Origin of the sequence: Streptomyces sp. MnatMP-M17, from assembly GCF_900091995.1 — a bacterium.
Lineage (GTDB): Bacteria > Actinomycetota > Actinomycetes > Streptomycetales > Streptomycetaceae > Streptomyces.
Genome location: NZ_FMDK01000341.1, coordinates 1 through 16307, shown reverse-complemented (window position 1 = coordinate 16307; position 16307 = coordinate 1). Strand labels below are relative to the sequence as shown.

The following is a 16307-nucleotide window of genomic DNA, read 5'->3' as shown; positions in this document are numbered from 1 at the left end:
GATCCTGCGCAGATCGGCTGCTGCCGTGTCCACGACCACACCACGGTCCGACTCCAGCTCGGCGATCCGCCGCTCCAGCTCGTCGGAGGGCGAGAGCAGCCCTCGCACCATGGCCCGGTCGACATTGGTGAGCCCGCGCGCCACAAAGGGCAGGACCGGCCACAGGACGAACAGACCCACCAGCGTGACGGTGAACGTCACCACGCCCCAGGGCAGCCGGATGAACTCGTACAGCACGGTCCGCCAGGCCACCGGATCCTTCAGCCCTGCCCACACCCAGCTCAGGAAGCCGTCGGAACGGCGCGCGCGCCCACGCCCGAGCAGGGGGCTCGGCTCGTCGATCCGTACGCCAAGCAGCGCGCGCGCCCGCGCACGCTCCGCGCGGCCGAGCAGCCGGGCGCCCGTGAGACCGGCGACGAGCCAGGGCAGACCGATCACCGTCACCGACAGCGCCGCACCGGTGGAGACGGTGAACATCACATAGATGAATCCGGCCAGCGAGACCGGAAGGTTCGCGAGGAGATGCGCGATCTCCTTCCAGGTATGCCGGTCGTACGCGAAGCGCGCGGCGGGCGGCCGGTCGTCGTCGGGGAGGCTGTCGCTCACGGTCATGAGGCCAAGCCTGCACGGGCGGGATGCCACGCGCCATGGGGTAGCTGGGTGGGCTGAAGTAGGGATAACCCCACTGTCGAGACGCGGCTGCTTACCGTCTCTTTAACAGGGCCTAGACTCCCGTCCGTACAGATCGTCGAAGAAACTGCTACGAGGTCAGGGAGCGAGGGGCGGACGTGTCGCGATCGACCGTTCTCGCGGCGGACTACTTCCAGAGCTATTCGGTGGTCGGACTGCTCGCGGTCGTCGGTGTGCTGTTCGTCGCCGTGGCCTTCGGAGCGGGCCGGCTGCTGCGGCCGGTGGTGCCGACGCCGGAGAAACTGCTCACCTATGAATGCGGTGTCGATCCCGTGGGCGAGGGCTGGGCGCACACCCAGGTCCGCTACTACGTCTATGCGTTCCTCTATGTGATCTTCGCTGTCGACTCGATCTTCCTGTTTCCGTGGGCGACGATCTTCGCCGCGCCCGGATACGGTGCCACGACGCTGGTCGAGATGTTCATCTTCCTCGGCTTCCTGGCCGTGGGACTGCTCTACGCATGGAAGAAGGGCGTCCTGGAATGGACGTGACCCAGGCCGCCTCCGGCCCGCTCGCCGCCTCCGTGGCCGGTTCACAGCCTCAGCCGCTGCCGGAGCCGCAGGTGCTGCCGGAGCCGAGCCGACTCGGCGTGCTCTCCCGGCTGGCACCGCGGCCCATGAAGGTGATCCTCAACTGGGGCCGCCGCTACAGCCTCTGGGTCTTCAACTTCGGGCTCGCCTGCTGCGCGATCGAGTTCATCGCCGCTTCCATGTCCCGGCACGACTTCATCCGGCTCGGTGTGATCCCGTTCGCGCCCGGGCCGCGCCAGGCCGATCTGATGATCGTCTCGGGCACGGTCACGGACAAGATGGCGCCCGCCGTGAAGCGGCTGTACGAGCAGATGCCCGAGCCCAAGTATGTGATCTCCTTCGGTGCCTGCTCCAACTGCGGCGGCCCGTACTGGGACTCGTACTCCGTCACGAAGGGCGTCGACCAGGTCATCCCGGTCGATGTCTATGTACCGGGCTGCCCGCCTCGCCCCGAGGCACTGCTCCAGGGCATTCTGAAGCTCCAGGAGAAGATCGCCCGCGAGTCGCTCGGCGAGCGCTACGCCTCGGGCGGCCGGCCCTCGGTCGCCGCGCTGCGCAGCGGCCTGGTCGCCGCGCCGCCGACACCGGGGGAGGGCGCTTCATGAACGAGCAGGACCTGAACGCGACCGGCCGGAACGCCGGGGACGGCGAAGGCGGGAACGGCGGCGGTGGCGACAGCAACGGCCGGAACGGCGACGGCGGGCTCGCTTATGACCGGCTCCCGGACGCGGTCGCCGAGATCTTCGGCGAGGAGGCCACGGCCGAGCGCGCGTACGACCTGCTGACGGTCGACGTTCCCGCCGGCTCCTGGACCGCCTCGCTCGAAACCGCCCGCGACCGGCTGGGCTGCACCTACTTCGACTGGCTGAGCGCCGTCGACGAACCGGGTACGGGCTTCCGTGTCTGCGCCCATGTGGTCGCCCTGGGCGGCGGTACGGTCCGCCGGCTGCTGATCCGTACGACCGTTCCGCACGAGGCGGCCGTCCTGCCCACGGCTGTGGGCGTCTATGCGGGCGCGGGCTGGCACGAGCGGGAGACGCACGAGATGTTCGGCGTCTCCTTCACCGACCACCCGAACCTTGTCCCTCTGCTGCTCCCCGAGACCTTCGAAGGCCATCCGCTGCGCAAGGACTTCGTCCTCGCCGCCCGGGTCGCCAAGGCCTGGCCGGGCGCGAAGGAGCCGGGAGAGTCCGACCACGGCGGCCCCAAGCGCCGTCAGATGCTTCCGCCCGGCGTACCCGACCCGAATGAGTGGGGCCCGCTCAAGGGCCAGCTCCCGCAGGCCCCGGCCCGTCCCGCGCGCGGCGCCCGCGCCGTCGGTGACCGTCCGGTCCGCCGTACGCGCAGCGCCTCGGAGGGCTCGGCGAGCCGCCCGGCACGGCCCGAGGGCGGCGGAGACGAGCCGACGGGCGGTACGGAGGCGACTCCGCCCCGGACACCGCCTCCGTCGGCACCGGACGCGCCCTGGCACAAGCCGCGCCCGGCCTTCGACGACGGCGGAGAAACGGCTCCCGACAACGCAAACCCGGCCGAGCGCGCCGAGGACCCAGGGCACACCGAGCGCCCGGAGAGCGACGGCCCTCAGGGCAACGGTCCGGACAGCGACGGCCCCGCGAGCGACCGCCCCGAAGGAGACGCGTGAACGACGTACTCGACGTCGCCCTCCGGCTGATCGCCGTCTTCGCCGTGTTTCTGGTCCTCCCTCTTGTCGTCGGGCAGACCGAGCACAAGGTGATGGCCCATATGCAGGGCCGGCTCGGTCCCATGCACGCGGGCGGCTTCCACGGCTGGGCCCAACTCGTCGCCGACGGTGTGAAGTTCGCGCAGAAGGAGGATGTGGTCCCGGCCAACGCCGACCGCCGTGTCTTTCAGCTCGCGCCGGCCGTCGCCCTTCTTCCGTATCTCCTCGTCCTGGTCGCCATCCCGATCGGCCCCGGCCAGGGTGCGATAGGCCAGGCCGTCGACGCGGGCATCTTCTTCGTACTCGCCGTGCTGGGCGTCGGAGTGCTCGGCTCGCTCATGGCGGGCTGGGCCTCGGCCAATAAGTTCTCCCTTCTCGGCGGACTGCGGACCGCCGCCCAACTCCTCGCGTACGAACTGCCGATGCTGCTCGCCGCCGCCTCGGTCGCGATGGCGGCGGGCACCGTCTCGATCCCCGGCATCCTCCATGCCTTCGAGTGGTGGTGGCTGCCCTGGCAGATCGTCGGCGCCCTGGTCTTCTTCGTCGCGGGCCTCGCCGAACTCCAGCGCCCTCCCTTCGACATGCCGGTCGCCGACTCCGAGATCATCTTCGGCGCGTACACCGAGTACACAGGTCTGCGCTTCGCGCTGTTCCTCCTCGCCGAGTACGTGGGCATCGTCGTCCTCTGCGCCCTGACCACCGTCCTCTTCCTCGGCGGCTGGCACGGTCCGTTCGGCGCCGACGGCCTCGGCTGGGTCTGGACGCTGCTCAAGGTGGCCGTGCTCGCCTTTGTCGTCATCTGGCTGCGGGTGAGCTATCCGCGGCTGCGTGAGGACCAGCTCCAGCGGCTCGCCTGGACCGTACTCATCCCGCTCGCTCTCGCGCAGATCGCGCTCACCGGCATCGTGAAGGTGGCGATCAACTGATGCCCCCGATTCCCGGCTCCGGCCTGGCCAAGGGCCTGGCCGTCACCCTGCGGACGATGACGAGGAAGTCCGTCACCGCGCAGTATCCGGAAGCCCAGCCCGAACTCCCGCCCCGCAGCCGGGGCGTGATCGCGCTGTTCGACGAGAACTGCACGGTCTGCATGCTCTGCGCCCGTGAATGCCCCGACTGGTGCATCTATATCGACTCCCACAAGGAGACCGTGCCGGCCGCGGCTCCCGGAGGCCGCGAGCGCAGCCGGAACGTCCTCGACCGGTTCGCCATCGACTTCGCGCTCTGTATGTACTGCGGTATCTGCATCGAGGTCTGCCCTTTCGACGCGCTGTTCTGGTCACCGGAGTTCGAGTACGCGGAGACGGACATCCGCGAACTCACCCATGAGCGGGACAGGCTCCGCGAGTGGATGTGGACGGTGCCCGCGCCGCCCGCGCTCGATCCGGGCGCCGAGGAGCCCAAGGAGGTCGCCGCGGCCCGCAAGACGGCCGAGAAGCTCGCAGCTGCACAGCGCCAGGAAGGCGAGCAGCAGGACCAGGGCCCGGCGCCGGAGCAGGAGGGCGGCGAGTGAGCCTCGCAGCGACGGCGGCGACCGCCACCGCGGCGGCCGGACCCGGCTTCCTCTCACCGACCGGCGTCGAGATCACCTTCCTTCTGGTCGGTCTGGTCACCTTCGGCGCCGCCCTTGTCACCGTCACCACCAGACAACTGGTGCACGCGGCCCTCTGGCTGGTCGTGACACTCGGCGGCCTGGCCGTCGAATATCTGCTCCTGACCGCGGAGTTCATCGCCTGGGTGCAGGTCCTCATCTATGTCGGTTCCGTCGTGGTCCTCCTTCTCTTCGGACTGATGCTCACCAAGGCGCCCATCGGCCGCTCCCCGGACGCCGATTCGGGCAACCGCCCGGTCGCGTCGGCCGTGGCGGTCGCCGCCGCCGCTGCCCTGGTCTGGGTGGTCGTCGACGCCTTCCGTACCACCTGGATCGATCTGGGAGGACCGGCCCAGGGCTCCACCGAGGTGTCCGGACGGTTCCTGTTCCGGAACTGGGTGCTGCCCTTCGAAGCGCTCTCCGTGCTTCTGCTGGCGGCCCTCGTCGGCGCGATCGTCCTGTCCCGCAAGAACGGCGCGACGCCCACGGACGGCAGCGCCGCCGGCGGCAGTGGAGAGGAGCAGCGCTGATGCATCTCGTCTATCCCGCCGTGCTGTCGGCCCTTCTGTTCTGCACCGGGCTGTACGGAGTACTCGCACGCCGCAACGCGATCCTCGTCCTGATGTCCGTCGAGCTGATGCTGAACGCCGTCAACCTCAATCTCGTCGCCTTCGACGTCTGGCTCCGCGACACGCTCCACACCGGCCAGGCGCTCACCCTCTTCGTCATCGCCATCGCCGCCGCGGAGATCGGCATCGGCCTGGCGATCGTCCTGATGGTCTACCGCAACCGCGGCACCTCGGACGTCGACAAGCTCCGTGACACCGCCGAGCGGCAGGAACCCGAAGCCCCGGCGCAGAAGGCCGAGGTCACCGCATGACCACCACGACTCTCGCCGTCCTCGTCCCTCTTCTGCCCTTCCTCGGAGCCGTCGCGGGACTGCTCCTCGGCCGCACCTCGCCCGGTTTCGTACGCCCGCTGGCCGTTCTGCCGACGCTGACGGCCGCCGGCCTCGCCGTTGTCGTGGCCGTACGCCAGGGCGGTGGCTCCGGCGGCGGTACGCCGCCGCTGGAAGCCGCGACCCGGCTCACTCCCACCGGCTCGGTGCCCATCGACCTCGCCCTCTCCGTCGACGGCTTCGCCGCGCTGGTCGCCGTCCTCGTCGGCGTCGTCGCGTCCTGCGTGCAGATCTACTCGACCGGGTATCTGCGCGGCGACGCGCGCTATCCCTCATACGCGGCTCTGGTCTCGCTCTTCACCTCCGCGATGCTGCTCGTCGTCTACTCCGGCGATCTGATGGTGCTGCTGGTCGGCTGGGAGATCATGGGCATCTGCTCGTACTTCCTCGTCGGCCACTACTGGGAGACGCCCGAGGCGCGTGCCGCCTCCCTCAAGGCGTTCCTGGTCACCAAGCTCGGCGATGTGCCCTTCCTCTTCGGGCTGTTCGCGCTCGCCACCGACGCCGGTACGTTCCGGATCAGCGGCATCCTGGACACCGTCGCGAGCGGCGGACTGGACCATCCCACCCTTGTCGCGCTGCTGCTGCTCGCGGGAGTGGCGGGCAAGTCCGCCCAGTTCCCGCTGCACACCTGGCTGCCGGACGCGATGGCGGGCCCCACGCCCGTCTCCGCGCTGATCCACGCCGCGACGATGGTCGCCGCCGGTATCTACTTCGTGGCCCGGCTCCTCCCTGTCTTCGCCGCCTCGACGGCCGCCCTTGTGGTGCTGGCCGCGATGGCCGCGATCACCATGGTCGGTTCGGCGCTCGCCGCCCTCGCCCAGGACGACATCAAGCGGGTCCTCGCCTACTCGACCATCGGCCAACTCGGCTATATGTCGGGCGCCCTGGCTGTGGGCGACCGCGGCGCGGCCGTCTTCCACCTCCTCGCGCACGGTGTGTTCAAGGCCCTCCTCTTCCTCGGCGCCGGCGTGATCATCCACGCCGCCGGCACCAACTCACTGGCCGCCATGTCCCGTATGAGCGGCCTGCCCAAGCGCATTCCCGACGCCTACTGGACGATGGCGGTCGCACTGCTCGCCCTGGCCGCGATCCCTCCCTTCGCGGGCTTCTTCTCCAAGGAGTCCGTCCTCGTGGCCGCCGAGCACGCCGCCTTCGGCGAGGCCGGCAACGCCTCCGGAGCCGCGGGCTGGACGGTGCTGCTCGCCGGGCTGCTCACCGCCCTCCTCACCGCCGCCTATGCCACCCGGCTCTGGCTGCTGGCCTTCCGTGGCCGTGGCGCCGAAGCGCCCGACCACGGCCGACAGCCGGTCGCCATGAACACCGTCCTCTGGGTGCTGGCCATCCCGTCCATCGGACTCGGCCTGGCCGTCGGCTATCTCCCCGACTGGTTCGACGGACACACCCTCGCCCCGAACCTCACCACCTCCGTCCTCGGCACGGGAGTCGTGCTCGTCGGCGGTCTGGTCACCTACGCGTGCTGGCGCCACACCACGGCGCTGGCCGCCCGTACCCCGATCGGTGCCGTCATCGCCCATCCCGATGCCGAGCCCGCCATCGCGGAGGTGGAAGCCATGGAGATCCACACCCGTGTCTACGGCTCCATCGCCTCGGCCCCCGACCCGGCGGATCCCGGCCGGCTGCTGCTGGGACCGCTGCACCGGCACGCGGCGGTCGGCTTCCATCTCGACGCCCTCTACCAACGGTTGTTCGTCCGCCCGGTGCTGGCCGCCGCCCAGTTGGTCCGCTTCCTCGACCGCGAGGTCGTGGACACCTACGTACGCGGAGCGGGCACCGGCACCCGCTGGCTCGGCGCCGCGGTGCGCCGCGCCCAGACCGGCAATGTGCAGACCTATGTGAGCGCCCTGCTGGCCGGCTCCGTCGTCCTGGCGATCGCCGCCGTACTCGTCGCCGCCGGAGCGTGAGCCGTGATCGATATCAGTGAGTCCGTGATGCAGTTCCTTCTCGCGTTGATCGTCGTCGGGCCGCTCGTCGGCGCCGTGGCGGCGCTCCTGCCCGCGCCGCCGGGGCTGCGCGGCAAGAGCCCCGACCAGGCCGTACTGCGCCACGGTGTGACCGTGACCGGCGCGATCCTCCTCGCCACGATCGTCCTCGCCGCAGGTTTCGACCACGACCACCCGTCGAGGATCCAGGCCACGACGGACATCAGCTGGATCGCGGCGCTGGACATCCGGATCCATCTCGGCATCGACGGCATCTCACTCCCCCTTCTGGTCCTGACGGCGCTGCTGACCTTCCTCTGCGCGCTCTACAGCTACTTCAAGCAGCCGAAGGGCGGCTCGCCCAAGGCGTTCGTCGCCCTCCTGCTCCTTCTTGAGTCCGGCACGCTCGCGACCTTCGCCGTCCTCGATCTGATCCTCTTCTTCCTGGCCTTCGAGATGGTGCTGATCCCGATGTACTTCCTGATCGCCCGCTGGGGCGGATCGGAAGGAGTCACCGGCGGCAGGCAGGCCGCCGCCTGGAAGTTCATCCTCTACACGCTGCTCGGCTCCGTGGTCATGCTGCTCGGCCTGCTGCTCATCGGGCTCCGCGCAGGCACATTCGACATGGTGGCACTCGCCACTGACAACGGCCGTGGGCTGAGCACATCCGTGCAGGTCATCGCCGTTCTCGCGATCGGTCTCGGGCTGGCCGTGAAGACTCCGATGTGGCCGCTGCACAGCTGGCTGCCGGACGCCCACACCGCCGCCCCGACCGTCGGCTCCGTCCTGCTCGCAGGCGTACTGCTCAAGATGGGTACATACGGTTTCGTCCGTATCATCCTGCCCATCGCGCCGGACGGGATGCGGACCTTCGCGCCCTATCTCGCGGCGTTCGCCGTCGTCGGCATCATCTACGGATCCCTCGCCTGTCTGGCCCTCGCCAAGCAGGGCGCGGGCGGCGATCTCAAACGGCTGATCGCCTACTCCTCCGTCGGCCACATGGGCTTCGTCCTGCTCGGTATCGCGACCATGACACCGACGGGCGTCAACGGCGCGCTCTTCGCCAACATCGCCCACGGCCTGATCACCGGCCTGCTGTTCTTCCTGGTCGGAGCCGTCAAGGACCGGTACGGCACCGCCGATCTCGACACCCTCGCCGGAGCGGCCGGCGCCGCGCTCTACGGCCGCGCGCCACGCCTCGGCGGTCTGCTCGCCTTCGCGGTCGTCGCCTCCCTCGGGCTGCCCGGACTCGCCGGATTCTGGGGCGAGATGCTCGCGATGTTCGGCGCCTTCGATCCTGCGGACGGACTGAGCCGCCCGGCCTTCCTCACCTTTATGGCGATTGCCGGCTTCGGCACCCTGCTCACCGCCGCATATCTGCTGATCGTCGTACGGCGAGTCTGCATGGGCGTGAAGCCGCAGGAGGCGCCGCACCTCGCCGATGTCCAGACATATGAATTCGCAACCTGGACACCGCTCGTCGCCCTGACCGTGCTCGCCGGACTCTGGCCCGCGGTCCTCCTCGGCCTCACCGATCCGGCCGTGCAGCAGCTCCTCGCAGGAGGCAAGTCGTGACCGTGGCCGCCGAGAGCGCCGTCGGCGCCGCCAGCCTCGTCCAGTCCGTCGACTGGCTCGCGATCGCGCCTCCCACCATCACGGCCTTGGTCGCCCTGATCGTCCTGGTCGCCGATCTCTTCGTACCGGAACACCGCAAGCCGCTCCTCGGCGTGCTCACCATCGCCGGTCTCCTCGCCGCGCTCGTCATGCTCCTGCCACTGCGCGACGGCGACCGCTCGACGTTCTGCCTGCCTACCGACGCCACCGTGTGCAGCTACACCGCCGACCACTTCGCGCTGGTCATCCAGTTCCTGGTGCTCGGCGGAGCGCTGCTCACCGCGCTGCTGACGCTGGGCGGCGAGATGCGGAAACTCCCCGTAGGGGAGTACTGGTTCCTGCTGCTCTCCTCCGCGGCCGGTGCGGCCCTGCTGCCCGCCTCACGCGATCTCGCGACCCTGGTCGTCGCCCTGGAGGTCGCATCCCTGCCCGCCTTCGCGCTGGTCGGACTGAGGCGGGGCGACCGGCTCTCCTCCGAGGCCGCGCTCAAGTTCTTCCTCTCCTCCGTCGCCGCGACGGCCGTGATGCTGCTGGGCGTCAGCTTCGTGTACGCCACGACCGGCACGCTCCACCTCACCCAGATTGCCGCACGGCTGGAGGCCGGCGTTCCGGGCCAACTCGCCACCCTGGCGCAGGCGGGCGTCGCCCTCACACTCGTCGGGTTCGCGTTCAAGACGGCCGCGGCGCCGTTCCACTTCTGGGTCCCGGACACCTATGTGGGCGCGCCGCTGCCCATCGCCGCGTACCTCTCCGTTGTCAGCAAGGCGGTCGGTTTCACGGGCCTCATCCTGGTGGCCGTCATCGGCTTCCCTTCGTACGCGGACGTCTGGGGACCCGTCCTCGCCGTACTGGCCGGACTCACCATGACCGTCGGCAATGTCGCGGCACTGCGCCAGTCCGCCACACGCGCGTGGAGCGCCGTACGGCTGCTCGCCTGGTCCTCCGTCGGCCAGGCCGGCTATCTGCTGGTGCCGATCGCCGCAGCGGGCTACGCGGACGGACAGCCGAACGGCTCCCTTGTGCCGATCGGCTCCACCGTCGCGTACGCCCTGATGTACGCCGTCGTGAACCTCGGCGCCTTCGCCGTCGTGGCCCTGGTGGCCCGTACGAAGCCACTGAACCGGATCTCCGACTACCAGGGCCTCGCCGCCCGGCGGCCGGTCGTCGCGCTCGCGATGGGCTTTTTCCTGCTCTGCCTGGCCGGACTGCCGCCGGGCATCATCGGGCTGTTCGCCAAGGTCACGGTCTTCTCGGCGGCCGTGGACGCCGGGCTCGGCTGGCTGGCCGTGGTCATGGCCGTCAATGTGGTGATCGCGCTGTACTACTACCTCCAATGGACGACGGTCCTCTTCCGCGCTCCGGAGGAAGCCGCCGGGGCCGCCGAGGGTGCGGAGCCGGGGGAACTCGTCATACGCGGGGTTCCCGCGGCCCTCACCGTGGCCATCGCCCTGACCGCCGTGGCCGGAGTCGCCCTCTCCGGAGCGCCGCAACTGGTACTGCGCTTCGCCGGCACCAGCCTCTTCTGAGCCCACTCCCCCTCCAGACCCACTCCGAGTCCACCCGGGACCTCCGCGGGACCTCCGCCGGGACCACGAACTCCGTCCCGCACCACCGCGCGCTCCTTCGGGCGCTCCTTCGCACGCCCCCACCCATACGGCGTACGCCTGCGGCCGGGCGCGCCAGGGAACCCGTACCGCTCGCCTGGCGTTGACCAGTACGGAAGGGTCCACTGGAGAGTGGAGAAGCACCAGCAAAGGGTTCCCCTGCCGCACCACCTGGAGGGCGTACCGTGCACCGCCGGCACAACGGGCTGAGGACCGCCGTACTCCTCGGGGGACTGTCCGCACTCATCATCGGGATCGGCAGTATCTTCGGCCGTACGGGCCTGATCGTCGCGCTTGTCGTGGCCATCGGGACCAACGCGTACGCCTACTGGAACAGCGACAAGCTGTCGCTGCGCGCCATGCGTGCCCGTCCCGTCAGCGAGTTCGAGGCGCCGCAGCTCTACCGCATCGTCCGTGAGCTGTCGACCGCCGCCCGCCAGCCCATGCCGCGTCTCTACATCTCACCGACCCAGGCGCCCAACGCCTTCGCCACCGGCCGCAATCCACGGAATGCGGCCGTCTGCTGCACGGAGGGAATCCTCCAGATCCTGGACGAGCGGGAGCTGCGCGGTGTCCTCGGCCATGAGCTGAGCCATGTCTACAACCGGGACATCCTGATCTCCTCGGTCGCGGGCGCCCTCGCCTCGGTCGTGATGTTCCTGGTGAACTTCGCCTGGCTGATCCCCGTGGGCCGTTCCGACGACGATGACGGCCCCGGTGTCTTCGGCTTTCTTCTGATCATGATCCTGGGGCCTCTGGCGGCCACGGTCATCCAGCTCGCGGTGAGCCGGTCGCGCGAGTACGAGGCGGATGCCTCCGGCGCGCAGATCACCGGTGACCCGCTCGCCCTGGCGAGCGCGCTGCGGAAGCTGGACGCGGGGACGAGACAGCTCCCGCTGCCGCCCGAGCCGCGCATCGAGACCGCCAGCCACATGATGATCGCGAATCCCTTCCGGCCGGGACAGGGGTTCGCGAAACTGTTCTCCACGCATCCGCCGATGGCGGAGCGCATCGCCCGACTGGAACAGATGGCAGGTCGCCGACCATGAAGACAATCCTCAACGTCATTTGGCTCGTGCTGTGCGGCTTCTGGATGTGCCTCGGCTATCTGCTGGCCGGGCTGCTTCTGTGCATCACGGTCATCGGTATCCCGTTCGGCGTCGCCGCGTTCCGTATCGGGTTCTACGCGCTGTGGCCCTTCGGCTATATGGCGGTCGACCGGCCCGGCGCGGGTGCGCCGTCGTTCATCGGCAATGTCCTGTGGCTGATCCTCGCGGGCTGGTGGCTTGCCCTCGGTCATATCTTCACCGGTATCGCACTCTGTGTGACGATCATCGGAATCCCGCTGGGCTTCGCCAACTTCAAGCTGATCCCGATCTCGCTGATGCCGCTCGGCAAGGAAATCGTGCGCACCGACCAGCCGTTCGCGGCACGCTGATCCCGGCCCGGGTACGGGCCTGGGGGCCGGCGCGCAGGGCGCGGAGGACGAGGGCGGGGACGACGACTGGGGCTGCGCGATGCCGGCCTGCGTCGACTGCCGGTCAGCATGCTGCCGGTCATTCCGTGTGTGGTCGTGACCACGGCCGGTCCCCGCAACCGCGCGCCGCTTCCGTGACGTCCTTCCTGACGACACGCACGAAAGGCAGGTTCAGGGCATGACCATCATCGGCTGGATCATTCTCGGGCTGCTCGCCGGAGCCGTCGCCAAGATACTGCTCCCAGGCCGGGACCCGGGCGGGCTGATCGGTACGACCGTCATCGGTATCGCGGGAGCGTTCATCGGCGGCTGGATCTCGGCCCGCTGGCTCGACCACCCCATCAACGCGGACTTCTACGACGGTGCCACCTGGGCCGCCGCCATCGGCGGCGCGCTTGTGCTGCTCGTCATATACCGGGTCCTCTTCGGCCACTCACGGTCCCGCTGAGGCGGCCGGAAGCCGCGACGCCGCCAGCCGGCCGGCCGCGGACCCGACAGCGCTTCAGCCGAGGCCCGTCTCGCGCAGGGTGATGTTCAGCCGCCCGCCGCGCATGCCCGTCGCCGGGTCGGCCGTTCCGGGATACACCTTGGGCACGCCGTGATAGGCGAAGCGGGACGGTCCTCCGAAGACGAAGAGGTCGCCGGAGGAGAGTTCGACATCCGTGTACGGCCGCCCCCGGTTCTCCGTACCGCCGAAGCGGAAGACACAGCGGTCGCCGATGCTCAGGGACACCACCGGAGCGTCGGACTTCTCGTCCTTGTCCTGGTGCATCCCCATCTTGGCGTCGCCGTCATAGAAGTTGATCAGTGCGGTGTCCGGTGTGTACGCCGCACCGGCCGCCGGATCGCCGTACGCCTCGGTGAGCGCCGCGCGTCCCAGCCGCAGCAGCCAGTCCGGGAACTCCGCGACCCGGGCGCCGTTCACATCCCCGGCGGTACGGGTGTAGCGGTACGGCTGCCAGTGCCAGCCGACACAGACGGTCTGTACGGACATGACACCGCCGTTCGGCAGCACCGTGTGCCGGATCGGTACCGGCCCGCGCGCCCAGTCACGGCAGATGTCCACCAGCTCCCGCTGCCGTTCCTCCGGCAACCAGTCGGGGACATGCACCGCTCCGGGCGCCAGGACCGCGCGCGGCCTGGAAGGCATTGGGAAGAGTTCTCCGCTCATGACACGAGCGCGCCCTCCAGACCGAGGAGCCGCTCCTTGCGCGCCAGCCCGGCCGCGTACCCACGGAGCGCTCCGTCCGCTCCGATCACGCGGTGGCACGGCCGTACGACCAACAGTGGATTCCGGCCGATCGCGGTCCCCACCGCGCGCACCCCGGCCCCGGTGGAGCCGACCTGTGCGGCGATCTGTCCGTAGGTCACGGTGGCGCCGTACGGAATGGCCTCCAGCGCCTGCCAGACGCGGCGCTGGAAGTCCGTACCGCCGTCCGCGTACTCCAGGTCGAAACGTGTCAGCCTGCCCTCGAAGTACGCCCGGAGCTGCCCAGCGATCTCGTCGAACGCCTCGGGCGCCCGGACCCATCCGTCCTGGACGACAGCCGCGCCCTTCTGTCCCGGCAGAGAGAGCGAGGCGAGTGCGACGCCACCCTTCGCGGTGGCGGACTCCTCGCCGGCCAGCAGTAGTTCACCCAGCGGGCTGTCCATCGTCGTGTACATGGTCACGCTCATCACTCGTCGTTCCTCTCCGGCGGCGCGTTCCGCCACCTTCAGTGACGAGTCTCCGCCTCCGAGGACACAGAAGCTGGCGGAAATCAGACACCACGCCCAGGATGCCGCCGACGGCATGAGCGGTAAGAGACGAGGAGGGCACAACGGGGGCCGCCGTCGAGCCGAGGTCCGCCTCGGCGTTGTGCCCCCGTTGTGTCCTCCTCAGCCGGTCTGACAGCGTCCGTGCAGGTCGGAGCCGGTGATCACCGGTAGTTCACGAACTGGAGGGCGAAGTCGAAGTCCTGCCCCTTCAGCAGCGCGATCACGGTCTGGAGGTCGTCGCGGCTCTTCGAACTGACCCGTAGTTCGTCGCCCTGCACCTGCGCCTTGATCCCCTTGGGGCCCTGGTCGCGGATGATCTTCGCGACCTTCTTGGCGTTGTCCTGGGAGATGCCCTCCTCGATCGTGGCGAAGATCTTGTACTCCTTGCCGGACAGCTGCGGCTCGCCGGCGTCCAGCGCCTTCAGCGAGATCCCGCGCTTGATCAGCTTGGACTGGAAGACGTCGAGGATCGCCTTGACCCGCTCCTCGGAGTTCGCCTCCATCAGGATCTTCTCGCCGGACCAGCCGATGGAGGCTCCGACGTTCTTGAAGTCGTAACGCTGAGAGATTTCCTTCGCGGCCTGATTGAGGGCGTTGTCGACCTCCTGCCGCTCGACCTTCGAGACGATGTCGAAACTGGAGTCGGCCATGTCCTGTGGCTCCTTGTATCGGTGCTCCCGGGGGCTGCCCGGGCAGCACATCGGGTGCTCGTCGCATGCTCGCAGCGCGGCCGGACACCGCCGGTCGCTCCCGTAAAGCCTAGTCACCCGCACCCGTCCGAAGCGCTGATCAATCCGGTGGCGGAGCACCCCTGGGCATCGGGTATCGTTTACGTCGTTGCCACGGAGCACCGCCTCACAGCGGCCCATCCGGATGGCAGCGACATCCCATGGCGGTGTGCCCGAGTGGCCAATGGGAGCGGACTGTAAATCCGTCGGCTTAGCCTACCCAGGTTCGAATCCTGGCGCCGCCACGCGATAAAGGAGATGGCCCCTGATCTGCGGAAACGCAGGTCGGGGGCCATTCGCTTACGGGCACGTACGCGCACCGTCGCAGGCCCACGGTTGCGAGCCCAGGCCTGCGGGCCCACGGTTGCAGGCCCACGCACCCGCACCTCGCGCGACCCAGCCAAGTGTCCTGCCAGTGGGCCGATATGAGTGAGTGTCGGCGCGTGGGCCGTGGTGGTCCGGTGGTGGCTCAGTGGGCGGCTGCGGCTGCCTTCGTGGCCTCCGGTACCGGGACTGTGCCGCTGATCAGTTCCAGCGTCAGTCCCGCCGTTCCCGGCGTCTCCAGCAGTTCCGCGAGCACCGCCGCCACATCGTCGCGCGGCACCGGACCGCGTCCCACCGACTTCGCCAGCTGTACGAGCCCGGTGCCCGCGTCGTTCGTCAGCATTCCCGGGCGCAGGATCGTCCAGTCGAGTGCCGGTCTGGACCGTACGTCCTCCTCGGCCGCGCCCTTGGCCCGCAGATATACGTCGAAGACGTCGTCACCGCGGTGATCGGGATCCGCGCCCGTCGAGGAGACCAGGAGATAGCGCCGTACGCCCGCCCGCTCCGCCGCGTCGGCGAGCAGGACGGCGGCGCCGCGGTCCACCGTCTCCTTGCGCGCCGTGCCACTGCCGGGACCCGCACCCGCCGCGAACACCACGGCGTCCGCGCCCTCCAGCACCGCCGCGACCTCCTCCACCGAGGCCGACTCCAGGTCCAGGACGACCGGTTCGGCGCCCGCCTTCCGCAGATCCTCCGCCTGATCGGGGTTGCGGATGATTCCCGCGACCTCGTTTCCGCGCCCGGCGAGCAGCCGCTCCAGCCGTAGCGCGATCTGACCATGTCCTCCGGCGATCACCATTCGCATGGTCATGACCGTACGTCCGATGGGCCGTTGCCGCCTCGTGCCGGAGAGCCGTATCCGCTCACGGACCCCACCCGTATCACGGACCCCACCCGCATCCGCTCACGGACCACCGTACGGAAAGTCGGACCGGCCCTGTCGCGGCAGTTCCAGCGCGACCGTCGCCGCCGTGTCGCAGTACTCCCGTACCGCGCTCGTCCGCGCCACCACCCGGCCCCGGTGGATCACGATCCTGCTGTACGCCAGCGACAGCATGTCCGCGATCCGCTCCCCGCGCACCGCCAGCAGCTCCGCAGGAAAGCCCGCCTCCACCCGCACCTCCGGCAGGCCCATCGCCGCCCGCGCCGCCGTGCTCACCGTGTCGTACGCGTCCGCCGCCCGCATCCCGGTCTGCGAGGCCAGCAGATAGGCGGCCTCCAGTGGGTCTCCGCGCCCGACCGGATTCGACACATCGCGCAGTGCCCCGCTGCCCGCCGCGACCCGGACACCGGCCGCCCGCAGCAGCGGTACGGGAGCGACACCGCGCTGCTCGGGACCGCCTCGCTCGACACCTCCGCAGCCGCCCTGCGGCAGACAGATCACCGTCACACCGGCCGCCGCCAGTTGGACC

General features: G+C 69.6%; 18 protein-coding genes, 1 tRNA gene and 1 pseudogene. 14 read left to right on the top strand and 6 right to left on the bottom strand.

Features of this window, described 5'->3' with window-relative positions:
- Nucleotides 1–612: sensor domain-containing protein (locus GA0115259_RS15920; RefSeq protein WP_176732562.1), on the bottom strand; the 612-nt coding region annotated here is incomplete at its 3' end.
- 176 nt (nt 613–788) lie between these two features.
- On the opposite strand from GA0115259_RS15920, the gene GA0115259_RS15915 reads away from it, so the two are divergent.
- The 13 genes from GA0115259_RS15915 (at nt 789) to GA0115259_RS15855 (ending at nt 12533) form a co-directional block, all read left to right on the top strand.
- On the top strand, nt 789–1181 hold the full coding sequence (locus tag GA0115259_RS15915; protein WP_066943821.1) for an NADH-quinone oxidoreductase subunit A: 393 nt from the start codon (nt 789–791) through the stop codon (nt 1179–1181).
- Nucleotides 1172–1825, top strand: coding sequence for an NADH-quinone oxidoreductase subunit B (locus GA0115259_RS15910; protein WP_093596854.1), 654 nt, complete (start codon nt 1172–1174; stop codon nt 1823–1825). The genes GA0115259_RS15915 and GA0115259_RS15910 overlap by 10 nt, the downstream gene beginning before the upstream one ends.
- Nucleotides 1822–2862, top strand: coding sequence for an NADH-quinone oxidoreductase subunit C (locus GA0115259_RS15905; protein ID WP_093596851.1), 1041 nt, complete (start codon nt 1822–1824; stop codon nt 2860–2862). Before GA0115259_RS15910 ends, GA0115259_RS15905 begins: the two co-directional genes overlap by 4 nt.
- A complete protein-coding gene (locus tag GA0115259_RS15900; RefSeq protein WP_093596848.1) occupies nt 2859–3827 on the top strand; it encodes a complex I subunit 1/NuoH family protein in 969 nt (322 codons plus the stop codon). The genes GA0115259_RS15905 and GA0115259_RS15900 overlap by 4 nt, the downstream gene beginning before the upstream one ends.
- Complete coding sequence (locus tag GA0115259_RS15895; RefSeq protein ID WP_093596845.1) at nt 3827–4411, top strand: NuoI/complex I 23 kDa subunit family protein; 585 nt, start codon at nt 3827–3829, stop codon at nt 4409–4411. Before GA0115259_RS15900 ends, GA0115259_RS15895 begins: the two co-directional genes overlap by 1 nt.
- Nucleotides 4408–5019: an NADH-quinone oxidoreductase subunit J family protein gene (locus GA0115259_RS15890; protein ID WP_093596842.1), complete on the top strand. Its 612-nt coding sequence runs from the start codon at nt 4408–4410 to the stop codon at nt 5017–5019. Before GA0115259_RS15895 ends, GA0115259_RS15890 begins: the two co-directional genes overlap by 4 nt.
- Complete coding sequence (gene nuoK, locus GA0115259_RS15885) at nt 5019–5369, top strand: NADH-quinone oxidoreductase subunit NuoK (RefSeq protein WP_093596839.1); 351 nt, start codon at nt 5019–5021, stop codon at nt 5367–5369. Before GA0115259_RS15890 ends, nuoK begins: the two co-directional genes overlap by 1 nt.
- Nucleotides 5366–7372: an NADH-quinone oxidoreductase subunit 5 family protein gene (locus tag GA0115259_RS15880; protein WP_093596836.1), complete on the top strand. Its 2007-nt coding sequence runs from the start codon at nt 5366–5368 to the stop codon at nt 7370–7372. The genes nuoK and GA0115259_RS15880 overlap by 4 nt, the downstream gene beginning before the upstream one ends.
- A 27-nt stretch (nt 7373–7399) precedes the next feature.
- Nucleotides 7400–8965 (top strand): complex I subunit 4 family protein, encoded by a 1566-nt coding sequence (locus tag GA0115259_RS15875; RefSeq protein WP_093596864.1) that lies wholly within the window; start codon nt 7400–7402, stop codon nt 8963–8965.
- Entirely contained in the window at nt 8962–10530 is a 1569-nt protein-coding gene (locus tag GA0115259_RS15870) for an NADH-quinone oxidoreductase subunit N (protein ID WP_093596834.1), read from the top strand. The genes GA0115259_RS15875 and GA0115259_RS15870 overlap by 4 nt, the downstream gene beginning before the upstream one ends.
- 263 nt (nt 10531–10793) lie before the next feature.
- Complete coding sequence (gene htpX, locus GA0115259_RS15865; RefSeq protein WP_093596832.1) at nt 10794–11657, top strand: zinc metalloprotease HtpX; 864 nt, start codon at nt 10794–10796, stop codon at nt 11655–11657.
- Nucleotides 11654–12046 carry a YccF domain-containing protein gene (locus GA0115259_RS15860; protein ID WP_093596829.1) on the top strand — a complete coding sequence of 131 codons (393 nt, stop codon included), beginning with the start codon at nt 11654–11656 and terminating at the stop codon, nt 12044–12046. Before htpX ends, GA0115259_RS15860 begins: the two co-directional genes overlap by 4 nt.
- A 217-nt stretch (nt 12047–12263) precedes the next feature.
- Nucleotides 12264–12533: a GlsB/YeaQ/YmgE family stress response membrane protein gene (locus GA0115259_RS15855; protein ID WP_093596826.1), complete on the top strand. Its 270-nt coding sequence runs from the start codon at nt 12264–12266 to the stop codon at nt 12531–12533.
- A gap of 54 nt (nt 12534–12587) precedes the next feature.
- Here GA0115259_RS15855 and GA0115259_RS15850 read toward each other — a convergent pair whose 3' ends face one another.
- The 3 genes from GA0115259_RS15850 to GA0115259_RS15840 form a co-directional block, all read right to left on the bottom strand.
- Nucleotides 12588–13256: an alpha-ketoglutarate-dependent dioxygenase AlkB family protein gene (locus GA0115259_RS15850; RefSeq protein ID WP_093596823.1), complete on the bottom strand. Its 669-nt coding sequence runs from the start codon at nt 13254–13256 to the stop codon at nt 12588–12590.
- Nucleotides 13253–13756, bottom strand: coding sequence for a methylated-DNA--[protein]-cysteine S-methyltransferase (locus tag GA0115259_RS15845; RefSeq protein ID WP_093596861.1), 504 nt, complete (start codon nt 13754–13756; stop codon nt 13253–13255). Before GA0115259_RS15845 ends, GA0115259_RS15850 begins: the two co-directional genes overlap by 4 nt.
- Before the next feature lie 248 nt (nt 13757–14004).
- Nucleotides 14005–14493, bottom strand: coding sequence for a YajQ family cyclic di-GMP-binding protein (locus GA0115259_RS15840; RefSeq protein ID WP_093596820.1), 489 nt, complete (start codon nt 14491–14493; stop codon nt 14005–14007).
- A gap of 241 nt (nt 14494–14734) precedes the next feature.
- Between GA0115259_RS15840 and GA0115259_RS15835 the strand changes: the two genes are divergently transcribed.
- Nucleotides 14735–14816: transfer RNA gene (locus GA0115259_RS15835), tRNA-Tyr, on the top strand.
- Nucleotides 14817–15040: 224 nt separating this feature from the next.
- On the opposite strand, the gene GA0115259_RS15830 is transcribed toward GA0115259_RS15835, so the two are convergent.
- On the bottom strand, nt 15041–15700 hold the full coding sequence (locus tag GA0115259_RS15830; RefSeq protein WP_093596857.1) for an SDR family oxidoreductase: 660 nt from the start codon (nt 15698–15700) through the stop codon (nt 15041–15043).
- Nucleotides 15701–15799: 99 nt separating this feature from the next.
- Nucleotides 15800–16307 (bottom strand): annotated as a pseudogene (locus tag GA0115259_RS15825) (hydrolase); the annotation flags it as partial.